Consider the following 16580-nt stretch of genomic DNA (forward strand, 5'->3'; position numbering starts at 1 on the left):
TTCTCTTCCTACACGCGCGCCCGGGATCGAGAGGCTCCAATGACTGATACACCCCTTTCCGGCGTGCTCGCGCGCGCCCCTCGACGGCGCGCATGGCGGCGCGTCGCGGCCGGCGTCACGACGGCAGCTCTGGCCGCATCCGCCGCGCTCGCGGCGACTCCGGCATACGCCGCCGGACTCGCCCCCGAGGTGACGGCCACCATCGCCGTCGGCTCGACGCCGACCGCGCTCACCATCTCGGCCGACGGGTCCCGCGTGTACACCGCGAGCTACGGCTCGCAGGGCGTGTCGATCATCGACACCGCTGAGCAGAAGCTGCAGACCACCATCGCCGGTGGCGCAGCGATGATGGGCATCGTCGTCACCCCCGATCGCACTCGCGCCTACACCGCCGACTGGAGCGGCGGCGCCATCAAGGTCTTCGACCTCGTCGACAACACGCTGATCAGCAACGTCACCGGCTACACGGGCTACAGCCCCCGTGGTATCGCCATCTCGCCCGACGGTTCACGGGTGTACACGGCCAACGGCGGCTCGGTCTCGGTCATCGACACCGCGACGAACGCGCAGATCGGCACGGTTCCGACGCTCACCGGCTCCCTGCCCTGGGGCGTCACCGTCTCTCCCGACGGCAAGCGGCTGTACGTCGTGAACCACGAGTCCGAGGACCTCTCCGTCGTCGATCTCGCCTCGCAGCAGGAGATCGCGCGGATCCCTGTCGGAGACGGCCCCCGCCGCGTCGCGATCTCCCCCGACAACACCCGCGCCTACGTCACCAACGGCGGCACCGACACCCTGAGCGTCATCGACACCGTCGCGTTGACGAAGACCGCGGACCTCACCGTGGGCCGGCTGCCCTACGGCGTCGCGGTGACGCCGGACGGGGCGCACGTGCTCGTGGCCAGCTACGTCGCGTCGACCGTGACCGTCATCGACACCGCCGACACCGACACGAGAGCCACCGTCTTCGTCGGCTCCGGCCCCTACGAGCTCGCCGTGTCGCCTGACAGCACGACCGCGTACGTCGGGAGTCAGAACACCAGCACCGTGTCCGTCATCTCGCTCGTCGCACGGCCCGAGATCTCGCCCGCGACCCAGATGCTGAACGCTACCGTCGGCAGGGCGATGCCCGCATCCTCCGCGTTGACGGCGGAGAACTTCGACGGCACGGTGACGTACACGATCGCCCCGGCCGTACCCCAGGGACTGACCTTCAACGGCTCCACGGGCGTTCTGAGCGGCACGCCGACGACGGCGCAGGCGGCGACGGAATACACGATCACGGGAACGGATGGCGACGCCACGGCGACGGCGACGATCTCGCTGGCCGTCAAGCCCGCCCTCGCGCTGGCCACGGCCATCGTCCAGGCGACGCGCGGGACGGCCATCGACGCGACGCCGGCCCCCACCGCATCCGGCTTCCCGGGCTCCGTAGCCTACTCGGTCGAGCCGGCGCTGCCGAACGGCCTGACGCTGGACGCCGCCACCGGCGTGATCTCCGGAACGCCGCGTGAGGCGATCGAGCGCACCGTGTTCACGCTCATCGCGAGCGACGGCACGTTCACGGCGTCGCAGCAGTTCGGGATCGTGGTGGCGGGGCTCTCTCCGTCCGATCAGCCGCTCGCCGCCGTGCACGGGCAGGCCATCGAGCCGACCTCGGCGCTGACGGCGACAGGCTTCTCGGGGCCGGTCACCTACGCCGTGAGCCCCACGCTGCCCGCCGGGCTGTCGATCGACGCGAGCACCGGCGTGATCAGCGGAACCCCGACGGGCGACGCGATCGACAAGACGACCTTCACCATCACCGCCACCGGCGCCGAGGCGGGCACCGCGACGTCCGCGGTCAAGATCCGTATCGACGCCGTCGCGCCCTCGGCCCCCGGCACGGTGAACGTGGTGCCGGGCGCCTTCCAGGCGTTCGTCTCGTGGCCCGCATCCGAGGACGACGGCGGCGCGGGACCCGTCAGCTACACCGTCACCGCTGTGCCGAGCGGCCAGAGCTGCACGACCACCGAGACCTCGTGTGTGATCACGGGTCTTCCGGCCGGAGCGATGACCTTCTCGGTCGTGGCGTCCACGTCGGTCGGATCCGCCGAGCCGGCGGTGTCCGCATCCGCATCCGTGCTCTCCAGTGCGGCGCCCGAGACGGTGCCCGCGGCGACCGCAGGCACGAGCGTGCGCTTCGTGGACGCGTCGGGCAACCTCGTGAGCTCGGTCACGCCGGGGCAGAAGGTCACCGTCGAGGCTTCCGGCTTCCTCGGGGGATCGAACGTGCAGGCCTTCGCGTACTCCACGCCCACCCTGCTGGGTGCGGCGGTGACGGATGCCGACGGCACCGTTTCGTTCCCGGTCACGGTTCCCACGGACCTCGCTCCCGGTGAGCACACCCTGGTGGCCATCGGCTTCGCCCCGGACGGGTCCACCGCCGTCGCGACCTCGGCGCTCGTCGTGGCCGCGCCCGGTGCGCCGGTGACCGCTTCGCTTCCCGCGACGGGTGTGAATCCGCTGCCCTGGGCTCTGCTGGCCTCGGGCCTGCTCGCTGTGGGGGCGCTGGTGCTGCTGGTCTCCCGGACGCGCCGCCGCGCCTGAGTCGTGCGGAACAGGCGGGGCGGGTCCTTCGGGGCCCGCCCCGCTTCGTCGTGCCCGGGCGGAGTGCCCGAGTTGCCTCGCAGGTGCCGTTCGCCGGGGGAGGGTGCCGCGCGGGCGGCGTTGCCGGGGCGCCCGAACTCCTGCACATGCGGCGCGGGCCGGGCCGTCGGGGGTGTGCGGGCTCGATATGCAGGAGTGCGGGCCCGGCCCGCCCGCTCCTCGCCGGGACCGGATGCGGCCGGGTCAGGGAAGCGCGCGAACGGTGTCACCGGCCCAGAGCCACAGGGCGTCGGACGCCGCGGCGAAGGCGGCGGGGCCGGCTGGAGCGTCCGCGAGGCAGGTGTCCCCCACGAGGACGCCCGCGCAGGACGGGCCCGTGCGCGCGGTGCGCGCGCCGTCGGCTGTCGCGATGACGGCGACCGCGCGTTCCGCGACGGGCTGCCACGCGCCGCCGTCCCACTGCTGTGCGGTGCCCTCGCACACGAGGGTCAGCGCGCCCGCGTCGCCCTGCGCGCCCCAGGGCTCGGGGCACGGCGCCTCGACGCGGCCCGACGGCGTCACGATCGCGGCGGGGGCCGCGGGATCGATGTAGGTCGCCGCGGCCAGAGTCGCCGCATCCTGTTCCCAGAAGCGTCCCTGTGTGAAGGTGCGCAGCCCCTGCGTCTCGCAGGCGGCACCCATGCGCGCGACGATGCGCGCTTCCGTTCCGACGAACGCCTCGACGTGCAGGATCTCGCCGATGCCGAGATAGCGCGGCGTGACGTCGCTCCAGGTCTGGCCGCCGTCGGTGGACCGCTCCAGCAGGGGTGCGGTCGTCCCGCAGTCGCCGGCGGATGCGCGCCACAGGGCCTGTTCACCCACGGCGAGGAACCGCTCCGCGGCGCCGGGCGCCGCAACCGGCGCGAGCGGTGCAGCCGAGGCCGACGCGGCGGGGGTCGGCGAGGCCGACGGCGAAGCGGAGGGCGCGGGTGACGGTGTGGTCGTGCGAAGCGGGCGCGTCTCGGGCGGGGTGCGCGGCGTCAGCGCGAACACCGCGAGCGCGATGGCGGCGACCGCCAGCGCGGAAACGAGAACCCCCGTCAGCGCGCGGCTGACGGGGGTGGAGCGATGAATCGGGCGACGACGTGAGGACATCGCACGAACGCCTCTCTGTTCAGGAGCCCTTCACGAGCTCGTCGAGGCCGGCGTCGTCCTCCGGCGCCCGCTTGCGTGAGTTCTTCGCCTTCGCGGGAGCCGGCTCCGGAGCCGTGCCGTACGTCCCGTAGCCGCCGTATCCGTATCCGTAGCCGTACCCGTACGCATCCGGTCCGCGGGTGGGGACCATGCTCATGACGATCCCGCCGACCTTCGCATCGACCGTCTCGAGAGCCGTGAGTGCCGCGGTGAGCTGACCCGTCGTCGTGCGACCGGCGGCGACGACGAGGATCGCCGCCGTCGTCTCGCGCGACAGGATCGCCGCATCCGTCACCGGCAGCAGCGGGGGCGCATCGAGAAGCACCACGTCGAAGTCGCGGCTGATCGCCTCGAGCAGCTGTGCCATCTGACGCGAACCGAGCAGCTCGCTGGGGTTCGGCGGCACCTTGCCCGCGGGCAGGACGAACAGGGGGCGCTTGCCCCAGGGGAGCATCACGTCGCCGACCTTCGCGCGACCGATCAGCACATCCGTGAGACCCGCGCCGCCCTCGATCCCGAGGTACTCGGCGACTTTGGGCTTGCGCAGATCGGTGTCGATGAGAGCGACGCGCTTCCCGGCATCCGCGAGCGCGATCGCCAGGTTCACCGTCGTCGTGGACTTGCCCTCGCTCGGGATGGAGGAGGTGATCACGAAGGAGTGACCGCCGTCCATCTCGATGAACTGCAGGTTGGTGCGCAGGGCCCGGAAGGACTCCGAGCGCGTGTTGTACGGGTCGGCCTGGATGATGATCGGCCGCTCCGCCGCCTTCGCATCGAACGGGATCGCGCCGAGGATCGGGCGGTCGGTGATCTGGTTGACATCGCGGATGGTGCGGATGCGGGTGTCGAGCACCGTCCGCAGCACGGCGATACCGATGCCGACGGCGAGGCCGATGAGCGCACCGAGCGCGAGGTTCAGAGGGACGTTCGGGCTGACGGGAACGTTCGTGGGGACCGCCGTGCTCGCCGTCGTGAGGCGCACCGGGCTCTCGCCTCCGGTGGACGGCTCGATCTCCTCGACCGCGAGCGGCAGCTGGGCAGCGACGGCATTGGCGATGTCGGCGGCCTTGACCGGGTCGGCATCGGTCACCGCGATCGTGATGAAGGTGGTGTTCAGCACGCTGCTGACACTCACGTTCCTGGCGAGGGCACCGGCGCTCATGTCGAGCCCGAGGTCGCGGATCACGGGATCGAGCACGAGCTGCTTGGTCGCCACGTTGACATAGGTCGCCACGCGCTGCTGGGTGAAGTTCGATCCCTGCGAGATCTCCTGCACGCTGCCGCTGGACTGGGTCGAGACGACCACCGAGGCCTGCGACTCATAGAGGGGCGTGCGGGTCAGCGAGTATCCGGCGGCCGCCCCCAGCCCGACGAGAGTTGCGACGACGATGATCAGCCAGTTCTTCCGCAGAACCCGGATGTAGTCGCTGAGTTCCATGGTGCCTCTCAGATCGGGAGTATCGCGCACCATCCTGCCACAGGCCTTATTTCGGGCCGGTGAACGATAACGCTCATCGGACTTCCCGGATGTCGGCGGCGCCGGGGGAAACTACTCAGCCGCACACTCCTGCCGGCCGCGTCGAGGCTAGGTTCGTCACGGCGGTCTCCTGGGGGAGCCGCCTGTCTGGGGAAGGACGTGCGATGTCTCTCGCTAATGCTGCCGCATGGGCGGCCACGGCGACACAAGGTCTGCCGTGGGTGTGGGGCGCGCTGGGCGTGCTCGGATTCGCCACGCTGGTGACCATCGTCGTGCGCGGGCGTCGCGAACGAGAGTGATCGCGCCCACCTCCGACCGATGGATCCGCCGTGCCCGCCGCGTCGGATCGGTGACCGTCTCCCCGGGGGCGCGGGCGGCCGCATCCGAAGAGCGCGCGCTCTCGCGCATCATGGTCGGCGCGACCGCCCTGGTGGCGGGTCTGGGTGCGGTGCTCGCCAGCGTGCAGGCCGTGCTCGTGCTCGGAGTGGTCTCCGACGACATGCGCCAGCTCGCCCCCGATCCGTTCTCCGAGATCGTGCTGCGGTGGGCGTACAACTTCACCGCCGTCGCGATCGTGGTCGGCGGGGCGTTCCTGCTGGGTCCGGAACGTCGCGGCACGCGCGCGCGGTCCGCCATCGTGCTCTCGCTCGGAGTCGTCGCAGCCCTCATTCGATCCCTCTTGCAGGTGCTCAGCGGCGTGGTGGATACAGCATCGGAAGGCGCCCTGCGCGTGGTCGGCCTGGAGACGGCGATGACCTTCCTGTTGGCGCTGCTCGCGCTCGGCAGCGGACTCCAGTTCGCGGACGTCTGGCGTCGCGCGCGCGAGGCGGATCTGACGCGCATCGAGGCGCAGGAGCGGGCGCTGACCCTCATGGACGATGTCCGCGCCGAGGAACTGCGCGTGCGCAAGGACGTGGCCGCCACGATCCACGGCTCCGTGCAGGGCACCTTCGTCGTGCTGGAGGCGGAGCTGCGCGACATCGCTGCCGCCGCTCCGATGCCGCAGCGCATCGTGGCGGTGGCCGACACGCTCGCCCGCCTGCGCGAGCACGAGCTGCGTGCCCTGAGCGAACGGCTGTACCCCGTCGATCTCGACCGGGGGCTGGCGCCCGCCGTGCGTGCGCTCGCGGCGCGTACTCCCGCGCACGTGGAGATCATCGACGACGCGTCGCCGCTGCTCGCCGTGCTGGGTGCGCGCATCGACAAGCGGATGCGGGTCGTCGTGGTGCGGGTGCTGGAGGAGGGGCAGACCAACGCGCTGCGCCACGGCGGTGCGCGCCGCATCCGTCTCGCCGCACGCGTGATGCGCGGAGTGCTGCTGCTCGAGGTCGTCAGCGACGGCGCCTCGCCCGCCGCAGACGTCCGGCTGTCGGGACTCGCCCGCCTGCACCAGCAGCTCGACGTCGTCGGGGGCGCGCTCGAGCTCGCCGCCGGGGCGACCGGCGGCGCGGTTCTGCGCGCGCGACTGCCCCTGATCTGAGCGGTGCGACACCCTATCCGATGGTGTGGGAAGGATGCGCGGCGTCTTCCCAGATGGGAAGACGCTATGCGATCCCTAAGCTGAGCATGTGCGTCGTCGCATCGGCGCCGGTGATCCTATGGGGGAATCATGGTTCGTTCACGCCTGCTCGCCATCGCGCCTCTCGCCGTTGTCGCGGCGCTCGCTCTCACGGCCTGCTCGGCCGCGGACGGAGACAAGGGCGATGACCGCCCCGAGTCGCCGCTGTCGGCCTACCTCTCCTCGATCTGGGGCGGCGATCTGTCCACCGAGGAGCAGGAGGCGCGCTTCACCGAGCAGCAGAAGAAGTCCGAGGAGCTCGTGGCGCAGTGCATGTCGGAGGAAGGCTTCGACTACACGCCCAACATCCAATCGGTGTCCTTCAGCAGCAGCAGCGACGTCGAGTGGAAGCCGGACGACCGCGACTGGGTGACCCAGTACGGCTACGGAATGATCAACTACCCCGGCCGCGACGAGACGCCCACGGACCAGGAGCAGTACGTCGACCCGAACCAGGACTACGTCTCGAGCCTGTCGGAGTCGGAGCAGACCGCGTTCTACGAGGCGCTGTACGGTCCGTCCCCCACGGAGGAGGAGCTGAACGAGGACGGCTCCTACGAGTACGACTGGACGAAGGCCGGATGTCAGGGCTGGGCGCAGCACGAGTCCGGCGCCAACCCGATGATGGACGAGGAATTCCAGGGCATCAACGACGCCATCAACGACTTCTACACGAAGATGGCCGACGACCCGGGCTTCGCGAAGATCGACGCCGAGTGGGCGTCCTGCATGGCCGACGCCGGCCAGTCCGGCTTCGCCAAGCAGGGCGATGCGCAGACGAGCATGTCCGACAAGCTGAACGAGTACTACAGCGGACAGACCGCGTACGTCGAGGACGACCCGAAGCTCAAGGAGCTCGGTGAAGAGGAGATCACCCTCGCCCTCGCCGACCTCGATTGCCGCGAGAAGACGAACTACCGAGACGCCTACGAGAAGGTGCAGTTCGCGCTCGAGGAGCAGTTCATCGCCGACAACAAGGCCGACCTCGACGCCCTCAAGGCGGCCGCCGAGCAGGCGAGCTGACCGAGGTGGCGCGAAAGGACCTCGATCCCGCCGCCGACGACGCCTCGGAGGACTCCGCGCTCACGCGCGAGCTACTCGGCGAGGACGCGGCTGCAGCCGCGACCGACGCGGAGGATGCGGGAGCTCCCCGTGGGCGCTTCGCCGCCCTGCGCGGGTGGGGGCGCGTGTTCCGCGGCAACCGCCCGCTGTGGATCACCTCCGCCGTCGCGGTGGCGAGCCTCGTGATCGGACTGCTCGTGGGGACGTTCGTCGTCTCGCCGGTGGAGGCCGCATCCCGCGCCGACGCGCCGGAGCCCGGACTCATCACGGTTCCGGTGGAGTTCGGCGAGCTCAGCAACGATGTGACGATCCGCGCCGACGTCGGCTACGCGGATGCGGTGGAGGTGACCATCGACACGGCCACCCTGTCGGGGCCCGCCGTCGTCACCGGTCAGGTGCCCGAGGTGGGCACCGAGCTGAACGCGCTGTCGATCGCGCTGGAGGTCGCGGGGCGTCCCGTGATCGTGCTGCCCGGCGACCTGCCCGCGTATCGGAGCCTGCGCTTCGGCGTCTCGGGGCCCGATGTCGTGCAGCTCAAGAACGCGCTGCGCAGCGTCGGCATCGACGGCGGAGACCCCGCCTCGAATGTGTTCGACGCCCAGACATCCGCCGGCATCACGGCGCTGTACGCCGCCGTCGGCTACCCGGCGCCCTCCGGGGATGAGGGGGCCGCCCAGGCCGTGAGCGCCGCCGAAGCCGGCGTGCGCTCGGCCCAGCAGGCGGTCGCCGCGGCGCAGGCAGAGCTGCGCAAGGCGCAGTCGGGAGCCGATCCTGTCGCGATCAAGCAGGCGGACAACGAGGTGGCGGCGGCGCAGCGCGCGGTGAACGATGCGATCGCCAAGGGGAACGCATCCGAGATCGCCGCGGCGCAGGATCAGCTCGCGCTGACTCAGCTGCAGCGTCAGCAGTTGGATGCGCCCGCGGACACCTCCGCGCAGCGCGCGGCCATCGACGCCGCGAACGTTCAGGTGCAGCAGGCGCAGCAGGATCTGCAGCGTGCTCGCGAGGATTCGATGGCCTTCCTGCCTTCGTCCGAGGTGCTGTACCTGACGGGCCTGCCGCGCCGTGTCGATACGGTCAACGTCACCCGCGGCGCGGTGCTGCAGGGCGCCGCGATGACGGTCTCCGGCGCCACCGTGCGCCTCACCGGGTCCGCGGGCGAAGCGGATGCGGCCCTGTTGCAGGTGGGCGGCGAGGCGAGCTTCGAACTGCCCGATGGAACACCCCACCGCGCTGTCATCACCGCTCTCGCTCCCAGCACCAGCAAGGACTCGTCGGGGCGCTGGTCGATCGAGCTGGAGCCCGACCCGCTGTCGCCCGAGCAGATCCAGCAGATGCAGGGATCCAACGTGCGTGTCGCGATCCCCGTGGGCGCCACCGAGGGCGAGGTCCTCTCGGTGCCGGTCGCCGCCCTGACGGCGGGGCCCGGCGGCGAAGCGCGGGTCGAGGTCGTCGAAGGCGACCCCCGCGACCCCGACGCGAAGACCCGCCTGGTCACCGTGAAGACGGGCCTCGCCGCCAGCGGCGCGGTGGAGATCTCGCCGCTCGAGGGCGCCGTCGGCGAGGGCGACCTGGTCGTGGTCGGGCGATGACTCAGACCACGGCCGTGACGGATGCGGCCGGGATCGACTCGGGCTCGGCGGCGCCGCTCGTGCAGCTGCGCGATGTCACCCGGTCCTTCCCCGGCCCTCCGGAGGTGCAGGCGCTGAAGGGGATCAACCTGACGGTCGAGCGGGGCGACTACGTCTCCATCGTCGGTCCCAGCGGTTCCGGCAAGTCCACGATGCTGAGCATCCTGGGCCTGCTCGACCGACCGAGCGTCGGGGAGTACCACCTCGACGGCGTGCTCACCGCATCCCTCGACGAGGACAGCAGAGCCGCCGTCCGGGCGCGCCGGATCGGGTTCGTGTTCCAGGCCTTCCACCTCATGTCGCGACGCACCGTGCTCGACAACGTGCTGATGCCGATGCTCTACAGCGGCGTTCCCCGCGATGAGCGCGAGGACCGTGCGCGTATGGCGCTCGACCGGGTGGGACTGGGCGGACGCACCGGCTTCCTGCCGGGGCTGCTCTCCGGCGGTGAGCGCCAGCGCGTGGCCGTGGCGCGCGCGGTCGTCAGTCGGCCCAGCCTGCTGCTCGCCGACGAGCCCACGGGCAACCTCGACCGCCGCACCTCCGACGAGGTCATGGACCTCTTCGACGAGCTCCGCGCCGACGGTCTCACCCTCATCGTCATCACGCACGACGACGCCGTCGCCGCGCGGGCGAGTCGCCGCGTGCGGATCGCCGACGGCCGCCTGAGCGAGGTGGCATGAGACGCCGCCGTGCCGCCGCCCGGGAGCGCGTCGACCTCGGCGCGCTGGTGCCGCCCACGCCCCGTGCCGACCGCTTCACGTCGCAGGACCTCGTCGCCGAGGCGACCGCCGACATCGGTTCGCGCCCCGCGCGGCTCATCATGACCATCGCAGGCACCGTGCTCGGCATCGGCGCACTCGTCGCGACCCTCGGGTTCGCGCAGACGGCCGCGGGTCAGATCGCCCGCCAGTTCGATCAGGCGGCGGCCACACGTGTGGAGATCACGCCGGCCGAGGCACGCACGCAGTCCGGCGCCTCCGTCGCCACCGCGCGCCTGCCCTGGGACGGCGCCGAGCGCGTCGAGCGGCTCGCGGGCGTGGTCGCCGCAGCGACCCTCGCCGAGGTGACGCTTCCGGCGGGCTCCGCGATCACCGCGGTGCCCGTGTACGACCCCTCTGCCGCATCCTCGGCACCCGCTCCGGTCGTCGCCGCATCCTCGGGTCTGCTCGATGCACTGGGCGGACGGGTCGTCGAGGGGCGCATGTTCGACGACGGGCACGATGTGCGCGGCGACCGCGTCGCGGTGCTCGGGGCGCGGGAGGCCGACCGGCTCGCCATCAATCGCGTCGACAGTCAGCCCTCGATCTTCATCGACGGGCTGGCGTATGCCGTCATCGGCATCGTCGACTCCTTCGAGCGGCGCGCGGACCTGCAGGACGCGGTGATCATCCCGGTCGGCACCGCGCGCGCCGACTTCTCACTGGCGGCTCCCGGCAGCATCCAGGCGCGCGTCGACGTGGGGGCGGGGCCGCAGATCGGCGAGCAGGCCCCGCTCGCCCTGGCCCCCGACGCACCGGACCAGATCAAGGTGGCCGCTCCCAGCGGACGCAGTGATCTGAGCCAGAACGTGCAGGCGGACGTGAACGTCGTCTTCATCGCGCTCGGTGTCATCGTGCTCCTCGCGGGAGGGCTCGGCATCGCCAACGTCACCCTGCTTTCGGTGATGGAGCGCACGCCCGAGATCGGACTGCGGCGGGCGCTGGGCGCGACCCCGCGGCAGATCGCGGGACAGTTCATCGCGGAGTCCGCGATCATCGGAATGCTCGGCGGGATCATGGGCTCGGCGGTGGCGGTGCTCTCGGTGGTCCTGGTCTCGGTGATCGCGGGGTGGAGTCCGGTGATCAACCCGCTGGTCGCCGTCGGTGGAGCCTTCCTCGGCGCCGTCGTGGGGCTCGCCGCAGGCTGGTTGCCTGCGCGTCGCGCCGCGCGCATCGAGCCCATCGCAGCGCTCCGCGGATGATCCGGGCTGCCCGGGCGGCGCGCGTTGAGCGCCGCATCCGGGCCGCGAGCCCGATCCGGGTGTCGGTCGAGAGCGCCTGCGCCGTTCCCTGACCCGGGTGGGTGGGGCGTCGGGCGTGCCCGAACTCCTGCAGATGGGGCGGTTCGGGGCTGGATGCGGCTGCGGGTGGCGGTTTTGCAGGAGTTCGGGCTGCCGGGGGTGGGTGGCAGGCGGCGGCAGGTGGCCCGGGTCCGACCGGGGTGGCGCGCGGCATCCGACCCCGGGTGGGTGCGGCGTCGGGCAGCCCGAACTCCTGCAGATGGGGCGGTTCGGGGCTGGATGCGGCTGCGGGTGGCGGTTTTGCAGGAGTTCGGGCTGCCGGGGGGTGGGCACGAAACCGGGGCGACACACGCGCGGCGTAGCCTCCGGACATGCCCGCAGACACCTACCTCGCCCAGGTCGGCAGCCAGCAGATCACGCTGCCGATCATCCCCGTCTCCGACGACCTGTCCATCGCGCTGATGATGGTGATCGATCACGGGGTGCGTTTCGCCGAGACCGCCGGGCGCGAGCTGGCCGAGCACTTCGCGGATGCGGGCGTCGATGTCGTCGTGGCACCCGCCACGCTCGGGATCCCCGTCGCGATCGAGGTCACTCGCGCGCTCGGCCTCGACGACTACGTGATCCTGCAGAAGACCCGCAAGGTACACCTCGGCGACGCGCTGGAGGAATCCGTGCACGCCATCACCAGCACGACCGGCGCGGCGCTGCTCCTGGATCGCGCGCGCCTTTCGGCGGTCGCGGGCAAGCGGGTGCTGTTCGTCGATGACGTGATCTCCAGCGGCTCCTCGTCGGGCGCCGCGCTGCGCCTGCTCGAGCGGGCGGGTGCCGAGATCGTCGGTATCGGTGCGCTCCTGGCCGAGGGGGAGGGGTGGCCTGCGGCGCTCGCGCCATACGAGGACCGCGTCGCGGTGCTCGGCCGCATCCCGGTGTTCCCGCGCACGTGAGCGTCGTCGACACCGTCATCGACGACGCCCTCGTCGTCACGATGGATGCGGCGCGGCGCGTCGCCCGGGGATGGATCGCGATCCGCGACGGCGTCGTCGACGCCGTGGGCGAGGGGCCCGCGCCGGCGGCGCGCGAACGGATCGACGCGCGCGGCGGCATCGTCCACCCCGGGTTCGTCAGCGCGCACACGCACTCCATGGATGCGGCCGCGGCCGGCTCGCTGGTTGCGTCCGTGCCGTTCTTCGACTGGTTGTTCGGAACGTACTACCGCACCGTCCTCGCCCTCACCCCGTCGGATGCGGCGCATGCGGTGCGCAGCCTCGCGACGGATGCGGCGCGCGCGGGCATCACGACGGTGCTCGACTGCTGGGGCGTCGGCGACGTCGGCACGCGACGCGCGGACGAGGCCTTCGCGGCGAGCGCGAGGGCCGCGCGGGCGTCCGGGATCCGGTGGGTCCTGGCGCCGATGGTCTCCGACCGCCTCCCCGCGCAGTGGACCCCGTGGCTCGACGCCGCCGAACGTGCCGGCGGTTTCCGACGTGACGCTCTCGTCGCCCCCACCGAGACGGCGCTGCGCTTCGCCGCGTCGGCGCTGGACGCCGGATCGGGGCGGGTGTCGGTGTTCGCCTGCACGGAACTGCCCGAGATGGCCTCCGACGCGCTGCTCGTGGGGTTGGGTGCTCTCGACGCGCCCGGCATGACCACCCACCTGTGCGCGTCGGACGCGGGCGCGGCCGGCATCCCCGATGCCGCGGGAAGGCCCGAGCGGGCGGTCGCCCGTCTTCAGCGGCTGGGAGTGCTGGGTCCGAGCCTGGTCGGAGCCCACCTCAGCGCGACGGATCCGGACGACAGGGAGTTGCTGGCGGCTCACGGATGCGGCGGCGTCCACTGCGCGGCCTCATCCATGTATTCCGGTGCCCACCGCAGCGCACTGGGGGAGCTGCGGGAGTCCGGCATCGTGGTGGGCCTCGGTCTCGACAATCGCAGCCTCAACACGCCCGCGGACATGGTCGCCGAGATGCGACACGCGCTCGCCTTCGACCGGGCGGCCGGGACGGGCGCCGGGCGGGTCACCGCAGCCGAGCTGCTGGCTCACGCCACGATCGACGCGGCCCGGGTGCTGGGCATGTCGGACGTCATCGGCTCTCTCGAGCCGGGCAAGCGCGCCGATCTGGTCGTTCGCGCCGCCTCCGGCGGTCCGGCGATGTCGCCGGAGGCGCGGATCGTCCTGGCCTCCCGCGCGGACGACGTGCGGCTGGTGCTCGTGGACGGCGAGGCGGTGTTCGCGAGGTGACCCGTCGCGCCCGGACCCTCGAAGGCCCGGGCGCGATGCCTCAGAGCTCGACGGTCTCGTTCTCGCCTTCGACGCGGTGGCCGGTGAGGGCGGCGACGGCGCGGACGATCTTGCCGCCCGGCGCCGTCCAGTACTCCGCGCTGTCGGCGTGGAAGCGCAGGAGACCCGCGGCAGGGTCCGCCGGGCCGCCCTCGAACCAGGCGTCGACAGCGGGGCTCCACAGCTGCTCGAGCTTCGCCCGGTCATCGACCATCGCGGCCGTCCCCGACAACGACACCCACGTGTCGTCGCTGCTGAGCGACACATTCACGCGGGACTCGCGCGCGACGTTGACGGCGGCGGAGGTCGCCGTGCCGACGATGAACCACAGGTCGCCGTCGAACTCCGCCTCCTGCACGGTGAGCGGGTGGGCCACGAGCTTGCCGTCGGCCTCGGTGGTGGTGACCATGGCGAACCGGAACTTCTTGATCAGGCCGGCGAGCTCTTCGTGTGCGTTCTCGGACATGTCCGTCTCCTCCTCTGCGGATGCGTGTCGCCATCGTCGCCCGCCCTTCCCCGTCCGGTCGAGCGCCCCCCGTCCGGTGTGCGGATGTGCTACGCCGCGCCGCATCGCGTTGAGCGGATGCGGCGCGGGCGCGTTTGGTGCAGAATCCAGATGACGCGTACCCGACGCGCCGAGCCGACGAGCGATGAACTGATCGACGTCCCGATGGGAGCCGATATCTCCGAGTCCGAATCCTCCGCCGCACCGTCGATCGACGAGGCGCCGGCCGCGGCCGCGCCCGCATCCGGTGTCGGCCTGCCCGTTCCCGTCACCGCGGTCCCCGCGGACGCCGCGAAGGGCGCGCTCGTGCAGGACTGGACCGCGCAGGTCACCTCCGTGGCCATCGTGCACCTCGACGTCGAGGGCCGGGTCGTGGGGTGGAATCCCGGTGCCGAGAAGTTGAAGGGGTACACGCCCGAGGAGATCCTCGGCTCCTCCTTCACGCGCTTCTATCGCGAGGAGGACCAGCTGCGCGGCGTGCCGCTGCGCCTGCTCGCGATCGCTGCGACGCGGGGATCGGTCGAGGACAACGGCTGGCGGGTGCGCGCCGACGGCTCGCTGTTCTGGGCCCACGTCATCATCACGGCGCTGCGCGACGACGCGGGGGAGGTCGCCGGTTTCGTGAAGATCGTCTCCGATCTCACCGCCGCCAAACAGCGGGAGGACGCGGAGCTCGACTTCCTGCGCGCCTTCGCGCACGACTTCCTCTCGCCCATCACTGCCCTGCGCGGCTACGTGGACCTCATGGCCGAGCCCGGTGGCGCCACGGTCGCCGCGGTCGAACGCATCTCCGCCGTCACCGATCACCTCGCCACGATGATCCAGGACCTGTCCGCGCGGCTCGTGCCCACCCGCCCGCGCCAGGCGCGGAGCCGAGCGGATGCCTCCGTCACGGTGCGGGAGGCGGCCGAGCTGGTGCTCCCCGGTGACGCGTATGGACGCATCCGCTATCGATCGCCGCGCTCGGTCGCGGTGCTGGCGGACCCGGTGGCGCTGCGGCGCGCGATCGCGAATCTCGTCGACAACGCGGCGAAGTACAGCGAGGGACCCATCGAGATCTCGGTGGAGGTGGACGGTTCCCAGGCGCGCATCGCGATCTCGGATCGTGGGCGCGGTATCGCCCCGGAGGACCTCGAGCGCATCTTCGACCCCCTCGAACGCGGTCGGCTGTCGAACCCGGACGACGGCGGGACCGGAATCGGACTGGCGAGCACGAAGGCGCTCATCGAACGCCAGGGCGGCGAGGTGCTGCTGTGCAGCACGGTGGGTCAGGGCACGACGGCCACGATCACGCTCCCCGTCGACGGCGACGGCGGGCGTGCACCGGGCGACGCGCCCCGCTCGGCCGTGCGCGACATCCGCGCCGCCGGTGACCGGCACGCGGCCGGCGACGGCTCGGTGCGCGACTACGCGGCGCGTCCCGCAGCGTGACGATAGCTATCGGTAATCGACTGATCGTCGTCAGGTATCTTCACTCCCGCGTAAAACCCGCGTAACACCGGCTTCGTAGCGTGGCGGTGCGCCCGCGGACTGCGCTGGACGGGTGTGAAGGAGAGCCGCAATGACCTGGAACCACCCGTGGGCGCAGATCGTCCCCGGACCCGACGGAATCGCCCGCACCGTCCTTCCCGCAGCTCCCAAGGATGCGGATGCGGTGCGCGACATGTTCGCGCAGCATCCCACCGGCATCGCGGCGATCTGTGCGCTCACGCCGGAGGGGCCGCAGGCGATGGTGGCGACCTCGTTCGCGCTCGGCATCTCGTTCGACCCGCCGCTCGTGCTCTTCTCCGCTCAGCAGTCCTCGCGCACGTGGCCGCTGATCTCCGGCGCCTCCCGCATCGGGGTCTCGGTGCTCGGTGAGGAGAACGCGGCGGCGGTGCGCACGCTCGCGTCGCGCGCGGGCGATCGGTTCGCCGGTCTCGTCACGGCGCAGACGGACGGCGGCGCGATCCTCATCGACGGCGCGCGCATGTGGCTCGAGTGCCGGGTGCACAGCGATGAGCCCCTCGGCGATCATCGGCTGGTCGTGCTGGAGGTGCTCGGCGGATCGAGCCACCGCGGCACGGCGCCGCTCGTCTATCACGACGGCGGCGTGGGGAGCCTGGCCGCATCCTGACGCCGCCCGCGGGCCGGTCGTCTCGCGGTGAGGGGGGCGATCGGCATCCCGAGCCCCGCCCGCCCCACCGCGACACGACCGGCTCGACATCGAACCACTCGGACCGCTGCGCCAGCGTCGAAACGCGGCGCAGCGGTCCGAGTGCGGGTGCAGATCGTGGCCGGTCCCGACGTCTGCGCTTGTGCG

At 71.8% G+C, this 16580-nt stretch carries 14 protein-coding genes; 11 read left to right on the top strand and 3 right to left on the bottom strand.

Going from position 1 to position 16580, the window contains the following annotated elements:
• Positions 1-39 precede the first annotated feature (39 nt).
• Positions 40-2589: a YncE family protein gene (locus EHF32_RS15475; RefSeq protein WP_137419017.1), complete on the top strand. Its 2550-nt coding sequence runs from the start codon at positions 40-42 to the stop codon at positions 2587-2589.
• Between the two features lie 243 nt (positions 2590-2832).
• Here EHF32_RS15475 and EHF32_RS15480 read toward each other — a convergent pair whose 3' ends face one another.
• Positions 2833-3723, bottom strand: coding sequence for a hypothetical protein (locus EHF32_RS15480; protein ID WP_137419018.1), 891 nt, complete (start codon positions 3721-3723; stop codon positions 2833-2835).
• A gap of 19 nt (positions 3724-3742) precedes the next feature.
• Positions 3743-5200, bottom strand: a complete 1458-nt coding sequence (locus tag EHF32_RS15485) for a polysaccharide biosynthesis tyrosine autokinase (protein WP_137419019.1) — start codon at positions 5198-5200, stop codon at positions 3743-3745.
• A 203-nt stretch (positions 5201-5403) separates the two neighbouring features.
• Between EHF32_RS15485 and EHF32_RS16205 the strand changes: the two genes are divergently transcribed.
• From EHF32_RS16205 to EHF32_RS15520, 8 genes are all read left to right on the top strand, one after another.
• Entirely contained in the window at positions 5404-5538 is a 135-nt protein-coding gene (locus EHF32_RS16205) for a hypothetical protein (RefSeq protein WP_272949052.1), read from the top strand.
• Complete coding sequence (locus tag EHF32_RS15490; protein ID WP_137419020.1) at positions 5535-6719, top strand: hypothetical protein; 1185 nt, start codon at positions 5535-5537, stop codon at positions 6717-6719. The genes EHF32_RS16205 and EHF32_RS15490 overlap by 4 nt, the downstream gene beginning before the upstream one ends.
• Before the next feature lie 129 nt (positions 6720-6848).
• The gene (locus EHF32_RS15495) at positions 6849-7820 is read left to right on the top strand and encodes a hypothetical protein (RefSeq protein WP_137419021.1); all 972 of its coding nucleotides are present in this window, start codon (positions 6849-6851) and stop codon (positions 7818-7820) included.
• Between the two features lie 5 nt (positions 7821-7825).
• Positions 7826-9451, top strand: coding sequence for a DUF1090 domain-containing protein (locus tag EHF32_RS15500; protein WP_238343746.1), 1626 nt, complete (start codon positions 7826-7828; stop codon positions 9449-9451).
• Positions 9448-10173: an ABC transporter ATP-binding protein gene (locus tag EHF32_RS15505; protein WP_137419022.1), complete on the top strand. Its 726-nt coding sequence runs from the start codon at positions 9448-9450 to the stop codon at positions 10171-10173. The genes EHF32_RS15500 and EHF32_RS15505 overlap by 4 nt, the downstream gene beginning before the upstream one ends.
• The gene (locus EHF32_RS15510) at positions 10170-11453 is read left to right on the top strand and encodes an ABC transporter permease (RefSeq protein WP_137419023.1); all 1284 of its coding nucleotides are present in this window, start codon (positions 10170-10172) and stop codon (positions 11451-11453) included. Before EHF32_RS15505 ends, EHF32_RS15510 begins: the two co-directional genes overlap by 4 nt.
• A 410-nt stretch (positions 11454-11863) precedes the next feature.
• Positions 11864-12439 carry a phosphoribosyltransferase family protein gene (locus EHF32_RS15515; protein ID WP_137419024.1) on the top strand — a complete coding sequence of 192 codons (576 nt, stop codon included), beginning with the start codon at positions 11864-11866 and terminating at the stop codon, positions 12437-12439.
• Positions 12436-13734, top strand: a complete 1299-nt coding sequence (locus tag EHF32_RS15520) for an amidohydrolase family protein (RefSeq protein WP_137419025.1) — start codon at positions 12436-12438, stop codon at positions 13732-13734. Before EHF32_RS15515 ends, EHF32_RS15520 begins: the two co-directional genes overlap by 4 nt.
• A 40-nt stretch (positions 13735-13774) precedes the next feature.
• Here the strand turns inward: EHF32_RS15520 and EHF32_RS15525 are convergent, their stop codons facing one another.
• A complete protein-coding gene (locus tag EHF32_RS15525; protein WP_137419026.1) occupies positions 13775-14239 on the bottom strand; it encodes a pyridoxamine 5'-phosphate oxidase family protein in 465 nt (154 codons plus the stop codon).
• A gap of 150 nt (positions 14240-14389) precedes the next feature.
• Here EHF32_RS15525 and EHF32_RS15530 point away from each other — a divergent pair, with 150 nt between their 5' ends.
• A complete protein-coding gene (locus tag EHF32_RS15530) occupies positions 14390-15709 on the top strand; it encodes a PAS domain-containing sensor histidine kinase (RefSeq protein WP_137419027.1) in 1320 nt (439 codons plus the stop codon).
• 130 nt (positions 15710-15839) lie between these two features.
• A complete protein-coding gene (locus tag EHF32_RS15535) occupies positions 15840-16394 on the top strand; it encodes a flavin reductase family protein (protein ID WP_137419028.1) in 555 nt (184 codons plus the stop codon).
• Positions 16395-16580: the final 186 nt, after the last annotated feature.

The sequence above is a fragment of the Microbacterium sp. RG1 genome, assembly GCF_005347485.1.
Lineage (GTDB): Bacteria > Actinomycetota > Actinomycetes > Actinomycetales > Microbacteriaceae > Microbacterium > Microbacterium binotii_A.